At 72.5% G+C, this 15,212-nt stretch carries 12 protein-coding genes; 8 read left to right on the top strand and 4 right to left on the bottom strand.

Annotated elements, in window-relative coordinates; all coding sequences use genetic code 11:
* Positions 1 to 198 precede the first annotated feature (198 nt).
* Positions 199 to 618, bottom strand: coding sequence for a hypothetical protein (locus ACFV3R_RS04795; protein ID WP_385575559.1), 420 nt, complete (start codon positions 616 to 618; stop codon positions 199 to 201).
* A gap of 408 nt (positions 619 to 1,026) precedes the next feature.
* Between ACFV3R_RS04795 and ACFV3R_RS04790 the strand changes: the two genes are divergently transcribed.
* Complete coding sequence (locus ACFV3R_RS04790; protein ID WP_385575556.1) at positions 1,027 to 1,353, top strand: hypothetical protein; 327 nt, start codon at positions 1,027 to 1,029, stop codon at positions 1,351 to 1,353.
* Positions 1,350 to 2,018 carry a WXG100 family type VII secretion target gene (locus ACFV3R_RS04785; protein WP_385575553.1) on the top strand — a complete coding sequence of 223 codons (669 nt, stop codon included), beginning with the start codon at positions 1,350 to 1,352 and terminating at the stop codon, positions 2,016 to 2,018. The genes ACFV3R_RS04790 and ACFV3R_RS04785 overlap by 4 nt, the downstream gene beginning before the upstream one ends.
* A 136-nt stretch (positions 2,019 to 2,154) precedes the next feature.
* Here ACFV3R_RS04785 and eccCa read toward each other — a convergent pair whose 3' ends face one another.
* The gene (eccCa, locus tag ACFV3R_RS04780) at positions 2,155 to 6,111 is read right to left on the bottom strand and encodes a type VII secretion protein EccCa (RefSeq protein ID WP_385575550.1); all 3,957 of its coding nucleotides are present in this window, start codon (positions 6,109 to 6,111) and stop codon (positions 2,155 to 2,157) included.
* Positions 6,112 to 6,434: 323 nt separating this feature from the next.
* Here eccCa and eccD point away from each other — a divergent pair, with 323 nt between their 5' ends.
* From eccD to ACFV3R_RS04750, 6 genes are all read left to right on the top strand, one after another.
* Positions 6,435 to 7,904, top strand: a complete 1,470-nt coding sequence (eccD, locus tag ACFV3R_RS04775) for a type VII secretion integral membrane protein EccD (protein WP_385575547.1) — start codon at positions 6,435 to 6,437, stop codon at positions 7,902 to 7,904.
* Positions 7,905 to 8,065: 161 nt separating this feature from the next.
* Entirely contained in the window at positions 8,066 to 8,353 is a 288-nt protein-coding gene (rpsO, locus tag ACFV3R_RS04770) for a 30S ribosomal protein S15 (RefSeq protein WP_030066634.1), read from the top strand.
* A 379-nt stretch (positions 8,354 to 8,732) separates the two neighbouring features.
* Positions 8,733 to 10,964 (top strand): polyribonucleotide nucleotidyltransferase, encoded by a 2,232-nt coding sequence (locus ACFV3R_RS04765; RefSeq protein WP_385576415.1) that lies wholly within the window; start codon positions 8,733 to 8,735, stop codon positions 10,962 to 10,964.
* Positions 10,961 to 12,340, top strand: coding sequence for a M16 family metallopeptidase (locus tag ACFV3R_RS04760; protein WP_385575543.1), 1,380 nt, complete (start codon positions 10,961 to 10,963; stop codon positions 12,338 to 12,340). Before ACFV3R_RS04765 ends, ACFV3R_RS04760 begins: the two co-directional genes overlap by 4 nt.
* 78 nt (positions 12,341 to 12,418) lie before the next feature.
* Positions 12,419 to 13,174 carry a 4-hydroxy-tetrahydrodipicolinate reductase gene (dapB, locus tag ACFV3R_RS04755; protein WP_385575540.1) on the top strand — a complete coding sequence of 252 codons (756 nt, stop codon included), beginning with the start codon at positions 12,419 to 12,421 and terminating at the stop codon, positions 13,172 to 13,174.
* Between the two features lie 106 nt (positions 13,175 to 13,280).
* Complete coding sequence (locus ACFV3R_RS04750; protein WP_385575537.1) at positions 13,281 to 13,769, top strand: tetratricopeptide repeat protein; 489 nt, start codon at positions 13,281 to 13,283, stop codon at positions 13,767 to 13,769.
* Between the two features lie 66 nt (positions 13,770 to 13,835).
* On the opposite strand, the gene ACFV3R_RS04745 is transcribed toward ACFV3R_RS04750, so the two are convergent.
* Together ACFV3R_RS04745 and ACFV3R_RS04740 are read right to left on the bottom strand one after the other, a co-directional pair.
* On the bottom strand, positions 13,836 to 14,471 hold the full coding sequence (locus ACFV3R_RS04745) for an NAD(P)-dependent oxidoreductase (RefSeq protein WP_385575534.1): 636 nt from the start codon (positions 14,469 to 14,471) through the stop codon (positions 13,836 to 13,838).
* Positions 14,472 to 14,568: 97 nt separating this feature from the next.
* Entirely contained in the window at positions 14,569 to 15,012 is a 444-nt protein-coding gene (locus ACFV3R_RS04740) for a PH domain-containing protein (protein WP_385575531.1), read from the bottom strand.
* Positions 15,013 to 15,212: the final 200 nt, after the last annotated feature.

Raw genomic sequence — 15,212 nt, 5'->3', positions numbered from 1 at the left:
GCCCCCCCGGCCCCCACCCCCCGCCCCCCCCACCCCCCACCCACCCCCGCGGCCGGCACGCCCCCCGGCCACGGGCCCGCACAACCCCCCCGCCCCCGGGCCCCTCCACCCGGCGCCCCCACCACTCGCCGTCCGCACCCGCACCGGGCGCCGACACGGCCCGCAGCCGCAGCAATGCAGCCGTAGCCGCAGACGAGGTCAGCCGCGGTGGCTGACGCCGCCCCGGCCGCCGCGGCGGCCCGTCACGATGTTCAGCGACGGCCCGTCCAGCTCGGCACGCTCCTTGTCCTCCTCGGCCTCCTGGGCGCGCATCCAGGCCGCGGCCTTCTCCCGCGCCTCCTCGCGCTCCTGCGAGGTCATGTCCTCGGCCTTGCGGCGAATCTCCGTCATGCGCTCGCCCAGGGCGTCCATGTAGCGGGGATCCTGGATGGCGTCCTTCATGCCGATGTGGCCGGAGAGCACCTCCTGCGCCATCTCCTTGATCCTGCCCCCCACGTTGGGGTTGGTCGCCAGGGTCTGCAGTGCCTTGCGCAGGCGCCGGGCCTGCTCAGGGTCCTGGGCGACGTCCATCAGTTCCTCGTCGCCGATCTGCCGTTCGTTACCGCTGTAGTTGCTCATCTCTGCCCCCAGACGCACCCGTGGTACGGCGAACAGGAGTGCCGTACCGTACGAGGAGTGTAGTGAGGCGGGCAAAGCCGACGTCAAGGCGGACCGGTCGGGGCACCCCCGCCCGCCACAACGGCCATGACCTGTCACGCCGTCACCGGACGGCCGCCGCTCGGGGGACGAGGAGGGCGCGGCCTTCGCGAGGTCTCCACAGGACCTCCCCGCGGCGGAACCCGGCCCCGGCACCGGCTCCACACGGGCGAAGTGGAGTGCGGCAGCGGTGTGCTAGACCTGGGAACGGCGCTCGCCCATCCACCCGCCCCCACCCTGCCGCGACGGAGCCCCACCGGCCCGCCGGCCGACGCTGTGGAGGGACGGTGACGAGGCGGCGCCGTGCCATCACTGACGGGGAGTGACGAGATGTCCGACGAGGTGCGGGTCGACACCGAGGAACTGCGGCGCCTGGGCGCGGCGTTCCAGGAACACGCCGACGAGCTGGGCAGAGCCCTGACCCGCTTCCGCCGGCGGGCCGACGGCGAGGCGCTCGGTGCCCGTCTCGGCACCGGGCCGGAGGCAGGCCGCCAGGCCGAGCTGTTCGCCGAGGCCGAACGGGTCCTGGCCGCCCTGCAGCAGCGCCTCGGCGAGGTCGGGCACGGGCTGACCGAGACCGCCCGCGGCCAGCAGGACACCGAGGACGAACTGGTCGCGTCCCTCACGCGGGCCGAGGCCATACGGGAGGCGCAGTGACCGGCGAGAACGACCCCGAGGCCATGCAGGACGCGGCGGCCGGCTGGCGCGACATGGGCGCCCACCTCGACGAGATGGTCCGCGACCTCGACCGCCACGTGGCGCGGGTGCGCGCCCACCACTGGCAGGGCCCGGCCGCCGAGGCCTTCGGCGCCGACTGGGACCGGCTCAAGACCTCGGTCGACGACTCCCTCCCGGCCTTCGAGGAGACCGCCGTCCACCTGGAGAGCGCGGCAGCCGCCCCGGCGCCCCCGGCCACCCCGTCCGGCGACGGACCGGACGCCGCCGCCCACGACACAGGCTCCGGCAGCGGCGGCTCCGGCACCCAGACCGCGTACGGCATCATGGCGCTGGGCCAGATCGCCGGCGCGCTGGGCGGGATGTTCGGCCGGGGCGGTCGCGGCGGCAAGGGCGGACAGAGCCGTGGCGGACCGCAGCTGCACGCCCGGTGGGAGGTTCCCGCGGCCCCCGCCGGACCGGACCCGTTCGGCACCCCCGACGGCCGCGCGCCGGCCGACCGGGGCGGGCGCGCCGGGGAGAACGTGGCCCGCGGACGCCGCCGCGTGAACCCGCTGGACCCCACGACCGCCCCCAACGCCCAGGGCGAGACCGGGCGCGGCGGCCGAGGCGGGGCCACACCGCCCGCCCAGGGCGCGTTCGGCTGACCACCGGGCCACCACGGGGCCCGCGTCCACCGCGTCGGCGGACGCGTCCCTCAGACCGGCCCCACACCCCCTACGCCAAGCGGCGGCGCCCCCCCGAAAGGGGAGCGCCGCCGCTTCGTCCTGCGCGGGCCGGGGCCTACCGCCCGCCGGCGGGCAGCCAGCCCGTCTGGACGAGCTGCGCGCCCCGCTTACGGGTCACGAACTGGGCACGGCCCGGCGTGAGGCGGGTCGCCTTCACGTTGCCCATCAGCGGGCCCTCCGCCGGGTCACCGGAGAGGATCAGGCCCTGCGCGCCCAGCTCCTTCGTCCGCTGCATGACCGGCTCGAACGAGGACCGGCCGGCGCCCGAGGAGCTGCGTGCCAGGATCAGGCGCAGACCCACGTCACGGGCGAACGGCAGGTACTCCAGCAGCGGCTGCAGCGGGTTGCCGCTGCCCGTCGCCACCAGGTCGTAGTCGTCGACGATGACGAACGCGTCCGGCAGGTCGTACCAGGAGCGGTCCCGCAGCTGCTGCGGCGTGACGTCCGGCCCCGGCATGCGGCGGCCCAGCGAACCGGCCAGACCGCTGATGACCTCCTGGAGCTGCGGTCCCGCCGCACAGTACTTGTACAGGTGCGACTCGGGGACCTCGCCCAGCAGCGCACGGCGGTAGTCGGCCACCACCATCAGCGCCTTGTCCGTGGAGTACCGCTCCGCGATCTGCTTGGTCAGCAGCCGCAGCAGCGAGGACTTGCCGGACTCGCTCTCGCCGTAGATGACCAGGAGCTGGTCGCTCTCGAAGTCGATGAACGCCGGCGACAGCGTCGTCTCGTCGACACCGATCGCGATGCCGTGCTCCGGGTAGTCGTTGCCCTTGGGCAGCTCGCTGACGTGCAGCGTCGTCGGCAGCATCCGGACCCGCGGGGCGGGCGCGCCCTGCCAGGCCTCGTTGACCGTGGCGACCAGGTGCGCCATGCCGTCGCTCAGCGTCTCCGAGTCGGGGTCGCCGTCGATGCGGGGCAGCGCCGCCAGGTAGTCCAGCTTGTCGGGCGACAGACCACGACCGGGGCGGCCCATCGGCACGTTCTCCGCCCGCTTGCGGTCGAACTCCGACTCCATCGGGTCGCCCAGCCGCAGCTCCACACGGTTGAGCAGCTGGTCGCGGAGCGCCGGACGGACCTCGGTGTAGCGGGCCGAGCCGACGACCAGGTGGATGCCGAAACCGAGACCGCGGGCCGCGATGTCGAGGATGACCGGGTCGAGCTGCTCGTAGTCGGTCTTGAACGTCGCCCAGCCGTCGATGACCAGGAAGACGTCGCCCCACTTCTGGTCCGGGTAGACGCCCTGTGCGCGGCGCTGCCGGTAGGTGGCCATCGAGTCGATGGTGTTGGCGCGGAAGAACTCCTCCCGCTCGTTGAGGATGCCCACGACCTCGGCGACCGTACGGCGCACCTTCTCCGCGTCCAGACGCGAGGCGACCCCGCCCACGTGCGCCAGCCCGTCCAGGGCCAGCATGCCGCCGCCACCGAAGTCGAGGCAGTAGAACTGCACCTCGGCAGGGGTGTGGGTGAGGGCGAACGAGGCGATCATCGACCGGATCAGCGTGGACTTGCCGGACTGCGGACCACCGACGACCAGACCGTGACCGGCGCCGGAGGAGAAGTCCAGGAACATGACGTCACGCCGCTGCTCGAACGGCTTGTCCACCAGGGCCACCGGCACCGCGAGCCGCCCGAGACCCGGGAACTCGGCCGCGTGCAGACCCCGCTCCGGGGTGACGGAGAGCGCCGGCAGGAGCTGGTTGACGGTCGGCGACTCCTCCAGCGGGGGCAGCCACACCTGGTGGGCGGGCGGGCCCTGGTTCTGCATGCGCTGCACGATGACGTCGAGGACCGTGTCGGCCAGCGCGTCGTCCTGCTGCGGCTCCAGCGGCTCCTCGACCACCGGCTCCTCGACGACCTGTGCGTCCACCCAGGACGCGGTGAAGGGCACCGGCAGCCGGCGGACCGTGCCGCCGCTGCGCCCGATGACGCCGCCGGGGCCGCGGTAGGGCCCCGAGACGTAGGCCGCCTTGAACTGGATCATCGTCTCGGTGTCGTACTTCAGGATGCCGGCACCGGGGACGTTGGGCAGGTGGTACGCGTCCGGCACACCGATCGCGGTCCGCGACTCGGCCGCCGAGAAGGTGCGCAGACCGATGCGGTACGACAGGAAGGTGTCCAGACCGCGCAGCTTGCCCTCCTCCAGACGCTGCGAGGCGAGCAGCATGTGCACACCCAGCGAACGGCCGATACGGCCGATCTGGATGAACATGTCGATGAAGTCGGGCTTGGCGGTGAGGAGTTCGGAGAACTCGTCGAGGACCATCACCAGCGAGGGCAGCGGGTCCAGCGCGGCACCGGCGGCGCGCGCCTTCTCGTAGTCGGTGATGTTGGCGTAGTTGCCGGCGGAGCGGAGCAGCTCCTGACGGCGCTGGAGCTCACCCGTGATCGAGTCGCGCATGCGGTCGACCATCGTCAGGTCGTCGGCGAGGTTGGTGATGACGGCGGCGACGTGCGGCATCTCCGACATGCCGGTGAACGTCGCACCACCCTTGAAGTCCGCGAGGATGAAGTTCAGCGTCTCCGAGGAGTGGGTGACGGCCAGGCCGAGCACCAGGGTGCGCAGCAGCTCCGACTTACCCGAACCGGTGGCGCCGACGCACAGGCCGTGCGGACCCATGCCCTCCTGCGAGGCCTCCTTGATGTCCAGCATGATCGACTGGCCGTCCTGGCCCACACCGATCGGGACCCGCAGCCGCTCCCGCAGGGTGCGGGGACGCCAGGTGCGCGAGACGTCGACACTGCCGGCGTCGCCGATGCCCATCAGGTCGGTGAAGTCCAGGTTGCTCAGCAGCGGTTCCTCGCCGTCGGCGCCCGAACCCGCCCGCAGCGGCGCCAACTGACGCGCCAGCGACTCGGCCTCGGAGACCGAGAGAGTGTCGACGACGCCGTTGTAGACCGCGCCGCTCGCCGCCTCCAGCACCAGCTTGCCCGGCCACACCTGCACCGCCAGACCGCCGCGGATCTCGTCCAGTTCACCGGGGACGATCTCGATGATCGTCACGCCCTGGAGTCCCTCGGCGCCCGCGATGACCGAGTCGATCGGCACCTCGCCGCCGTCCAGGACGATGACCACGTGCGGGGTGTCCGAGACCGGCGGACCCTGCGGGTTGAAGCGGCTGCGGCCGTCCAGCTCGTCCGCCAGCATCTCCTCGACCTCGCCGAGGTCACCGACGACCAGGCGGCGGGTACCCGCGCCGTCCACCGTCTTGTCCTGCACGTGCGGGAGCCACTTCGTCCACTCCCACTCGGCCTGCGCACCCTCGGCCGCCACGACGGCGACCACCAGGTCCTCGGGCGAGTGCAGGGTGCACAGCTGCGCGAGGATCGCGCGCGAACTGCCGTACACGGTGTCGGGATCGCCGGAGATCGTCAGGTGGTAGAAGGCGCGCAGCGACACCGCCAGCGGCAGGTTCTCCAGGAAGCCGTGCTTGTCCAGGAACTCCTTCATCGCGTGGGCGGTGAGGGGCTCCAGCTCGTCCACCGGCGCGGTCTCGGGGGCGCGCAGCGGCGTCGCGAGCTGCTGCGGCCCCAGGCCCATGCGGACCTGGGCGAAGTCGACGTCCGAGGCGCGGCGTTCCCAGACGCGTTTGCCCTCGGCCACCACCGACCACAGCTGCGCGGGGTCGGGGTGGATGAAGAGCTGGGCGTCCCGCTGCCGGCGGGCGGTGCGCCGCACCTCCCGGCGCTTCTGCGACAGGTACTTCAGGTAGTCCTGGCGTTCCTGCACCATCTGGCCCGAGGGCCCCTGCCGGGCCTTGGCGATCTGAGCCAGCGCCATGGCCATCGTCGAGACGACCATGACACCGCCCATGATCTTCATGAACGGCTGGTTGCCCATGAAGAGGAAGCCGGCGGAGGACACCATGCCCAGCATCGGCAACAGGTTCATGAGCATGTTGTCGTCGCCGCCCTCGCGGGGCAGCTCCGGAGGCGCCTCCAGCATCACCTCCTCCCCGGGGACGTCGGGTGGCAGCGCGCGGGGCGGGCGCTTGACGATGACAACGCTCACCGAGGCATCAGTCCTTCGTGCATCTCGCAGTCCTGGACCGCCCCCGTTTGATGTGTCCGACGGTCCCCCAGGCCAATGGCGTGGCCCAACGCAGGCGTTGATCCTACTGTTAAGAGTCAAGCCGAAGGGCGGGTGGGGCAACCCCCCGGGAGGGCGGTACGCTGACGCCCCGCGAGCGCGCCACGGACCTGCCGCGGAGGATGCCGGAGGGGTCGCGGGACTTCACCCGCCAAAGGCCCTGTCGACCACCAAAGCGGACGGGCCCACTTCCGCAATGCCGGGCGCGACGCGTCACACACCCAACGGATAGGGGGAACCGCCAGGTGAGCACGACCGCAGGCACCGGCTTCTGCCGGGTCACCGTCGCCGCCCCGGACGCACGGATCGACGTGGCACTGCCCGAGGACGTCGCACTCGTCGACATCTACCCGGAGATCCTGCGCCTGTCCGGCCAGTCCCAGGCGGAGGGCGCGCCCACCGGCTACCACCTCGTCCGCCGCGACGGCACGGTCCTGGACGCCGGCCAGTCACTCGCACAACAGCAGATCCTCGACGGGGACCTGCTGCTGCTCCGGCCCTTCGCGGAGTCGCTGCCGCTGCCCGTCTTCGACGACGTCTCCGACGCCGTCGCCGCGGCGGTCAAGCGCAACCGCAACCGCTGGAGCGACGAGTTCATGAACGTCGTCGGTCTCACCGCCGGCGTACTGCTCCTGACGATGATGGCGTTCGCGCTGTGGTTCGCCTATCCGGTCAACCGCGACATGCACAGCCTCGCCGGCATCATCGCCGGCGTCACCGGCGTCGTCCTGGTGACCCTCGCCGGGGTGCGCGCCCGCGTCTACGACGACCACTCCTCCTCCATCGCGCTCGGACTGGCCGCCCTGCCGCACCTGTTGCTGGCCGGCAGCGGCATCCTGCCCGTCGACACCGGCCAGGGACCGGGGCGCCTGCAGTTCCTGCTGGGCTGCGTCGTGGTCCTGGTGGCCGCCGTCCTCCTCGTGGTGCTGCTGCCCCGAGGTGACGCCCCGTTCGTCGCCGCCGCCTTCCTCGCGGCCGTCGGCACCCTCGCCGTCTTCGGCGCCATCCTGGCCGACGCCGGCGCCCGCGAGGTCGCGGCCGTCACCGCCGTCGTCGCCATCGCCGTCGTCGCCTGGCTCCCCGGCCTCTCCGCCCGCTTCGCCCGGCTGCCCATCGGCTACCGCTCGCCCGACCAGATCGGCAGCGGCCGCTCCTACGAGAACAACCGCTCCAGCGAGCCGGAGACCGTCGACTACCACCGCATCGAGAACCAGGCCCGCCGCGGACACGAGCTGCTGCTCGGCCTCGTCGCCGGCTGCTCCGCCCTCGTCGTCGGTTCCGCCGGCGTGGTCCTGGGCTTCTCCGACAACATGTGGGCGCAGTTCCTCGCTCTCGCCGCCGGCATCACGATCATGCTGCGCGCCCGGCTCTTCGACTACACCTCGCAGGTCGCCTGCCTGACGATCGCCGGCATCCTCACCCTGGTCCTGCTGATCCTCGGCATCGCGCTCCACCCGCCGACAGACGTCATCCAGCAGATCCTGCAGTACGACGACTGGGCGCCGCTGAACATCCACACCATCTGGTTCTCCGGCTCCATCGCCGCCGCCGCGGCCCTGCTCGTCGGCGTCGGCCTCGTCGTCCCGCGCAAGGGCGTCACCCCCTTCTGGGGCCGGGTCTTCGACGTCTTCGACGGCCTCGTCCTGCTGTCGCTGGTGCCGCTGTGCCTGGCGGTGCTCGACGTGTACGGAAAGGTGCGCGGCCTCACCAGCTGACCGCACCCCGCGCGCGTGACCTGCACCGACGGCTCCCCCGACCACCCGGTCGGGGGAGCCGTTCACTCCTGGTAAGGTTGTCGGTGGTCCGAACCGAGCTTTCGAAGACACCCTGTGAAGCAGACCAGGGACGCTCCGGACCACCACCCCAAGGAGTAAGCGTGTCGCTGGACGCCGCAACGAAGAAGCAGATCATGACCGAGTTCGCCACGAAGGAAGGCGACACCGGTTCGCCGGAGGTCCAGGTCGCGATGCTCACCCGTCGCATCTCGGACCTCACCGAGCACCTCAAGACGCACAAGCACGACCACCACTCCCGCCGCGGTCTGCTGCTGCTGGTCGGCCAGCGCCGCCGCCTCCTGCAGTACCTGGCGAAGAAGGACATCACCCGCTTCCGCCAGCTCGTGGAGCGCCTCGGCATCCGCCGCGGTGCGGCGGGCGCGAAGTAAGACGCCTCGAAAGGGAGCGGTTCCCCGCAGGGAGCCGCTCCCTTTGGCATACGCGTGGCCTTCCGCGGGGACCATCCCCGCAGGCCGGGCGACGCCGCCCGGCCCGGACCGCCGACGAGGCTCCCGGAGCCGAAGCTTTGTAGTCTGGACCCACAACAGCACACGCACCACGTACCACGACGAACGAGGTCGGGGCGCCTTCAGGCCGCCGGTCCTCGGTAGTGGCCCTCGGATGACGACGACGGGCGCCCGCGACAGCCGGCACCGTCCCACCGGGAGCTTCGATCGAAGACCGGCCCCAGTGGCCCGATGAGGCGCTCCGCCACAGAAGGTCCCGCGCGACGCATCCGCGGGACGCAGACGAGGAGACATCCCTTTGGTGGAGAACGACACCTACTACGCCGAAGCCGTGATCGACAACGGCACCTTCGGCACCCGCACGATCCGCTTCGAGACGGGCCGCCTGGCCAAGCAGGCCGCCGGCTCCGCCGTGGCGTACCTGGACGACGACACGATGGTCCTCTCGGCCACCACCGCGTCCAAGAACCCCAAGGACCAGCTCGACTTCTTCCCGCTCACGGTCGACGTCGAAGAGCGGATGTACTCGGCCGGCAAGATCCCCGGCTCCTTCTTCCGCCGCGAGGGCCGGCCCTCCGAGGACGCGATCCTCACCTGCCGTCTCATCGACCGGCCGCTGCGCCCCTCCTTCAAGAAGGGCCTGCGCAACGAGATCCAGATCGTCGAGACGATCATGGCGCTCAACCCCGACCACCTCTACGACGTGGTCGCCATCAACGCCGCCTCCTGCTCCACGCAGCTCGCCGGCCTGCCCTTCTCCGGCCCCATCGGCGGCACCCGCGTCGCCCTCATCAAGGGCCAGTGGGTCGCCTTCCCGACCCACTCCGAGCTCGAGGACGCCGTCTTCGACATGGTCGTGGCCGGCCGCGTCCTGCCCGACGGTGACGTCGCGATCATGATGGTCGAGGCCGAGGCCACCGAGAAGACCATCCAGCTCGTCGCCGGTGGCGCCGAGGCCCCCACGGAGGAGGTGGTGGCCGCCGGTCTGGAGGCCGCCAAGCCCTTCATCAAGGTCCTCTGCCGCGCCCAGTCCGACCTCGCCGCCAAGGCCGCCAAGCCGACCGGCGAGTTCCCGATCTTCCTCGACTACCAGGACGACGTCCTGGAGGCCCTCACCAAGGCCGTCCGCGAGGAGCTCACCCGGGCGCTGACCATCGGCGGCAAGCAGGAGCGCGAGGCCGAGCTCGACCGCGTCAAGCAGCTCGCCGCCGAGAAGCTGCTGCCGCAGTTCGAGGGGCGCGAGAAGGAGATCTCCGCGGCCTACCGCTCCCTGACCAAGTCCCTGGTCCGCGAGCGCGTGATCAAGGAGAAGAAGCGGATCGACGGCCGCGGTGTCACCGACATCCGCACCCTGGCCGCCGAGGTCGAGGCGATCCCGCGGGTCCACGGCTCCGCCCTCTTCGAGCGCGGCGAGACCCAGATCCTCGGCGTCACCACGCTGAACATGCTGCGCATGGAGCAGCAGCTGGACACCCTCTCCCCGGTGACCCGCAAGCGCTACATGCACAACTACAACTTCCCGCCGTACTCCACCGGTGAGACCGGCCGCGTGGGCTCGCCCAAGCGCCGCGAGATCGGCCACGGCGCCCTCGCCGAGCGCGCCCTGGTGCCGGTGCTGCCGACGCGCGAGGAGTTCCCCTACGCGATCCGCCAGGTGTCCGAGGCCCTCGGCTCCAACGGCTCGACGTCCATGGGCTCGGTCTGCGCCTCCACCATGTCGCTGCTGAACGCCGGTGTGCCGCTGAAGGCCCCCGTCGCCGGTATCGCCATGGGCCTGATCTCCCAGGAGATCGAGGGCGAGACGCACTACGTCACCCTCACCGACATCCTCGGTGCGGAGGACGCCTTCGGCGACATGGACTTCAAGGTCGCCGGCACCAAGGAGTTCGTCACCGCCCTCCAGCTCGACACCAAGCTCGACGGCATCCCCGCCTCCGTGCTGGCCGCGGCCCTCAAGCAGGCCCGCGACGCGCGGCTGCACATCCTCGACGTGATGATGGAGGCCATCGACGTCCCCGACGAGATGTCCCCGCACGCCCCGCGGATCATCACCGTCAAGATCCCGGTGGACAAGATCGGTGAGGTCATCGGCCCCAAGGGCAAGATGATCAACCAGATCCAGGAGGACACCGGCGCCGAGATCACCATCGAGGACGACGGCACCATCTACATCGGTGCCGCCGACGGTCCCTCCGCCGAGGCCGCCCGCACCACCATCAACGGCATCGCCAACCCGACGATGCCCGAGGTGGGCGAGCGCTACCTGGGCACGGTCGTCAAGACCACGACCTTCGGTGCCTTCGTCTCCCTGCTCCCCGGCAAGGACGGACTGCTGCACATCTCGCAGATCCGCAAGCTCGCCGGCGGCAAGCGCGTGGAGAACGTCGAGGACGTCCTCGGCGTGGGCCAGAAGGTCCAGGTCGAGATCGCCGAGATCGACCAGCGCGGCAAGCTGTCCCTCATCCCCGTCCTGGACGAGGACGAGAACGGCGCCGACGACGGCAAGGCCGACAAGGACGCGAACGACAAGTGACGTCCGCGAAGTCCCGGCCGACGGCCCGCCCCTCCTCCGGGGGGCGGGCCGTCGCCCGTACCCGAACCCTTCTCCCGGGCACCGAAGGCGCCGGCACGGTGAAGAAGACCGTCCTGCCCGGCGGCCTGCGGGTGGTGACCGAGACCCTGCCCACGGTCCGCTCCGTCACCTTCGGCATCTGGGCCCACGTCGGCTCCCGCGACGAGACGCCCGCGCTCGGCGGCGCCACCCACTACCTGGAGCACCTGCTCTTCAAGGGCACCGAGCGGCGCAGCGCGCTGGACATCTCCGCCGCCGTGGACGCCGTCGGCGGCGAGATGAACGCCTTCACCGCCAAGGAGTACACCTGCTACTACGCGCGGGTCCTCGACACCGACCTGCCGCTCGCCGTCGACGTGGTCTGCGACATGCTCACCGGCTCGCTCATCGCCCCCGAGGACGTCGACGCCGAGCGCGGCGTCATCCTCGAGGAGATCGCGATGACCGAGGACGACCCGGGCGACTGCGTGCACGACCTCTTCGCGCACACCATGCTCGGCGACACCCCGCTGGGCCGCCCCGTCCTCGGCACCGTCGACACCGTCAACGCGCTCACCGCCGACCGGGTCCGCCGCTTCTACCGCAAGCACTACGACCCGACCCGCCTGGTGGTGGCCGCCGCGGGGAACCTCGACCACGCCAAGGTCGTCCGCATGGTGCGGCGCGCCTTCGAACGGGCCGGGGCACTCGGCGAGGCCGACGCGACCCCCAGGGGCCCGCGCACCGGCTCCCGTGCCGTGCGGGCCGGCGGCCGCGTCGAGGTGCACAACCGCCGCACCGAGCAGTCCCACCTCATCCTCGGGGTCCCCGGCATCGCCCGGACCGACGAGCGACGCTGGGCCATGGGGGTCCTCAACACCGCACTCGGCGGCGGCATGAGCTCCCGGCTCTTCCAGGAGATCCGGGAGAAGCGCGGCCTGGCCTACAGCGTGTACTCCTACACCTCCTCCTTCGCCGACTGCGGCCTGTTCGGCGTCTACGCCGGCTGCCGGCCCGCCGTCGCGCAGGAGGTGCTCGCCCTGTGCCGCGACGAACTGGCACGGGTGGCGCAGGACGGTCTCACGGACGACGAGATCTCCCGCGCCATCGGCCAGCTGCGCGGCTCGACCGTGCTGGGCCTGGAGGACACCGGCGCGCTGATGAGCCGCATCGGCAAGAGCGAACTGTGCTGGGGCGAGCAGCTCTCCGTCGACGAGATGCTGGCCCGCATCGGCGAGGTCACGCCCGAGCAGGTCCGCGAACTGGCCCGTGACGTGCTGGGACAGCGTCCCTCGCTCTCCGTCATCGGCCCGGTCAAGGACCGGCAGGCCGCCCGCCTGCACGACGCCGTAGCCTGAGAGGCGGCGCCCTGCGGGGCGCCGCCCCCGGGGCAGGCCACCCACGAGGAACAAGCGGACCCACGAGGAAGCTGGAACATGAGCAACACGCTGCGCGTCGCCGTCCTGGGAGCCAGGGGCCGCATCGGCTCCGAGGCCGTCAAGGCCGTCGAGGCGGCGCAGGACATGGAGCTCGTCGCCGCGCTCGGCAGCGACAGCCCGCTGACGGAGCTGACCGAGGCCCGCGCCGAGGTCGCCGTCGACCTGACCCGCCCCGACGCGGTCATGGACAACCTCGCCCACTGCCTCGCGCACGGCATCCACGCCGTCGTCGGCACCACCGGCTGGACCGAGGAGCGCCTGGCCACCCTGCGCGAGCAGCTCGCCGCCTCGCCCGCCACCGGGGTGCTCATCGCCCCGAACTTCTCCATCGGCGCCGTCCTGACCATGCGCTTCGCCCAGCAGGCCGCCCGGTACTTCGAGTCCGCCGAGATCGTCGAGCTGCACCACCCGAACAAGGCCGACGCCCCCTCGGGAACCGCCCACCGCACCGCGCAGCTCGTCGCCGCCGCCCGCGCGGAGGCCGGCTGTGCACCGCAGCCCGACGCCACGGCCACGGCTCTGGACGGGGCGCGCGGCGCCGACGTCGACGGCGTCCCCGTCCACTCGGTCCGGCTGCGGGGCCTCCTCGCCCACCAGGAGGTGCTCTTCGGCGGGGTGGGGGAGACGCTCACCATCCGCCACGACTCCCTCCACCACTCCAGCTTCATGCCGGGCGTCCTGCTGGGCGTGCGCCGCATCGGCCAGGTGCCGGGCCTCACGGTGGGGCTGGAGCACTTCCTCGACCTCGACTGACCCGGCCGACGGGCCTCCGACCGCCGCCGGCCGGACACCGACCCGGCCGCGACCCGAACCGAACCCCACCCCGGACCACCGCGGGCGCACCGACGGAGAGCACAGCGTGCGAGCAAAGATCACCTACTTCGTTCTCGCGGCGGTCCTGGTCGTCTACTTCGTCCTCGCCGGCAGCCGCGGCGTCTTCCTCATCGAGCAGGGCACCCCGGTCCTCGTCGCCTTCGGCCTCGCCGTGCTCGTCCTCCCGCTGATCGGGCTGTGGTTCCTCTGGCACACCACCGCCTTCGCGCGAAAGGCGGGCCGCCTCGCAAGACTCCTGGAGGCGGAGGGCGGCCTGCCGGTCGACGAACTGCGCCGCACCCCCAGCGGCCGCATCGACCGGGCCAGCGCCGACGAGGTGTTCGCCCGGCGACGCGAGGAGACCGAGGACGCGCCGGGCGACTGGCGCAGTTGGTTCCGGCTGGCCGTCGCCTACCACGACGCGGGCGACACCCAGCGCGCCCGCAAGGCCATGCAGCGCGCCATCGGCCTGCAGGAGGCGGAGGTAGCGCGGAGCCGGGAGGGTGAGGCGCCGGCCCGGCCGCGCGACGCCTGACCGGCCGCCCCGCCCGGTACCGGGCGGGCCTCGCGGACGGGAACGCGCCCGGGCGGGCGCGCTCGCTCACGCACTGACCGCGACAGCCTTCCCGAAGGTCTCGGTCCGCGTCACCATGTCCAGCATCGCCCGTGCCACGTCGGCGCGGGCGACGGTGTTCGAGGGCGGCCCGGACTCCACCGCGGTGCGGTAACGCCCCGTGCCGGCGGCGTCGGTCAGCCTGGGCGGACGAACCGACGTCCAGTCCAGCCCGCTCTCCCTCAGCACCGCCTCCATGCGCTCCAGGTCCTCGTAGACCTCGCGCAGCACCTTCCACAGCAGCGGGTTGAGGACGAGGCGGTTCAGCGCCGACACCCCGGCACCCGCCCGTTGGAGGGGCGCCGCGCTGACCGCCAGGTACCGCCGGACGCCCGCCGCCCGCATCGCCGCCACCGTCGCCGCCGCGGAGGAGGACGCCGGCCGCAGGGGATCGTGGCGACCCGCCTGGCCCACCGCGGAGAGCACCGCCTCGCTCCCGGTCAGCACCGAGCCGACCGAGGCCGCGTCCAGGGCGTCACCTCGCTGCACGGTGAGGCGCTCGTCGCGCACGGGCAGCCGCGCCGGGTCCCGCACCAGCGCGGTCACCTCGTGTCCGTCCGCCAGCGCGTGGGCGACCAGGTGACGGCCGATGCCCCCGGTGGCCCCCAGAACGGTGAGTCTCATCTCGGCTCCAGTGCAGGTGGGTGGGTGCAGGTTCTGGGCGACGAACGGAGCGGACTGCCGAGCGGGGCCGGGCCGGCCCGGGCGCGAGGGACGCCTCTCAGCCCCTGCTGCCGGGACCGCTCTCCTCGGCCCACGCCTCGATGACGTCACTCGCCCGTCCGAAGGAGTCCGGCTGGCCCAGGAAGTCGGCGTTGTGGTCCGTGAGCAGGGGCGGCAGCTGCTCACCCGCCGTCGTCCGCACCACGAGCGCCTGCCCCTGGACGGTCCGCGGCAGCGCCAGCCACCGGACGGGCTGCTGGACGGTGCGCACGTCCGCGACCCGTCGCCAGGCCAGCGTGCGGGTGCGCACCAGCCCGACCTGCCGCAGGCCCTGTGAGCTCACCCAGACCCCCACCCGCAGCAGGCGCAGCGCCAGCAGGAGGAGCAGCAGCGCGACCACGCCGCAGACGACCGCGCCGGTGGCCGACCGTGCCAGGGCCACCACGACCAGCGAGAGCAGGACGAAGGAGGCCAGCAACAGCAGCAGCGCGGATCCGGCCACCCGCCAGGTGCCCGGACGGTACGGACGGCGCCAGCGGCCGCGGTCCTCATACGGAAGCGGGGGCGGCCGGGGGGGGGGCCCGCGGCCGCGGGGGGGGGGGGGGGGGGCGGGCGGCGGGGGGGGGGGGGGCCGGGGCGGCGGGGCGGGGCCCGCACCAGGAGGGCCCCGGCCCGGCGCCTCTGGGGGGGGGGGGGGAAGGG

This window comes from Streptomyces sp. NPDC059740, assembly GCF_042733155.1.
Classification (GTDB): domain Bacteria; phylum Actinomycetota; class Actinomycetes; order Streptomycetales; family Streptomycetaceae; genus Streptomyces.
This window is presented reverse-complemented; position numbering and strand designations above follow the sequence as displayed.

Excerpts from the sequence above, each read along its gene's own strand:
- ACFV3R_RS04745 (WP_385575534.1), bottom strand. The coding sequence starts at position 14,471 with ATGAGACTCACCGTTCTGGGGGCCACCGGGGGCATCGGCCGTCACCTG.
- dapB (WP_385575540.1), top strand. The coding sequence starts at position 12,419 with ATGAGCAACACGCTGCGCGTCGCCGTCCTGGGAGCCAGGGGCCGCATC.
- ACFV3R_RS04790 (WP_385575556.1), top strand. The coding sequence starts at position 1,027 with ATGTCCGACGAGGTGCGGGTCGACACCGAGGAACTGCGGCGCCTGGGC.
- ACFV3R_RS04795 (WP_385575559.1), bottom strand. The coding sequence starts at position 618 with ATGAGCAACTACAGCGGTAACGAACGGCAGATCGGCGACGAGGAACTG.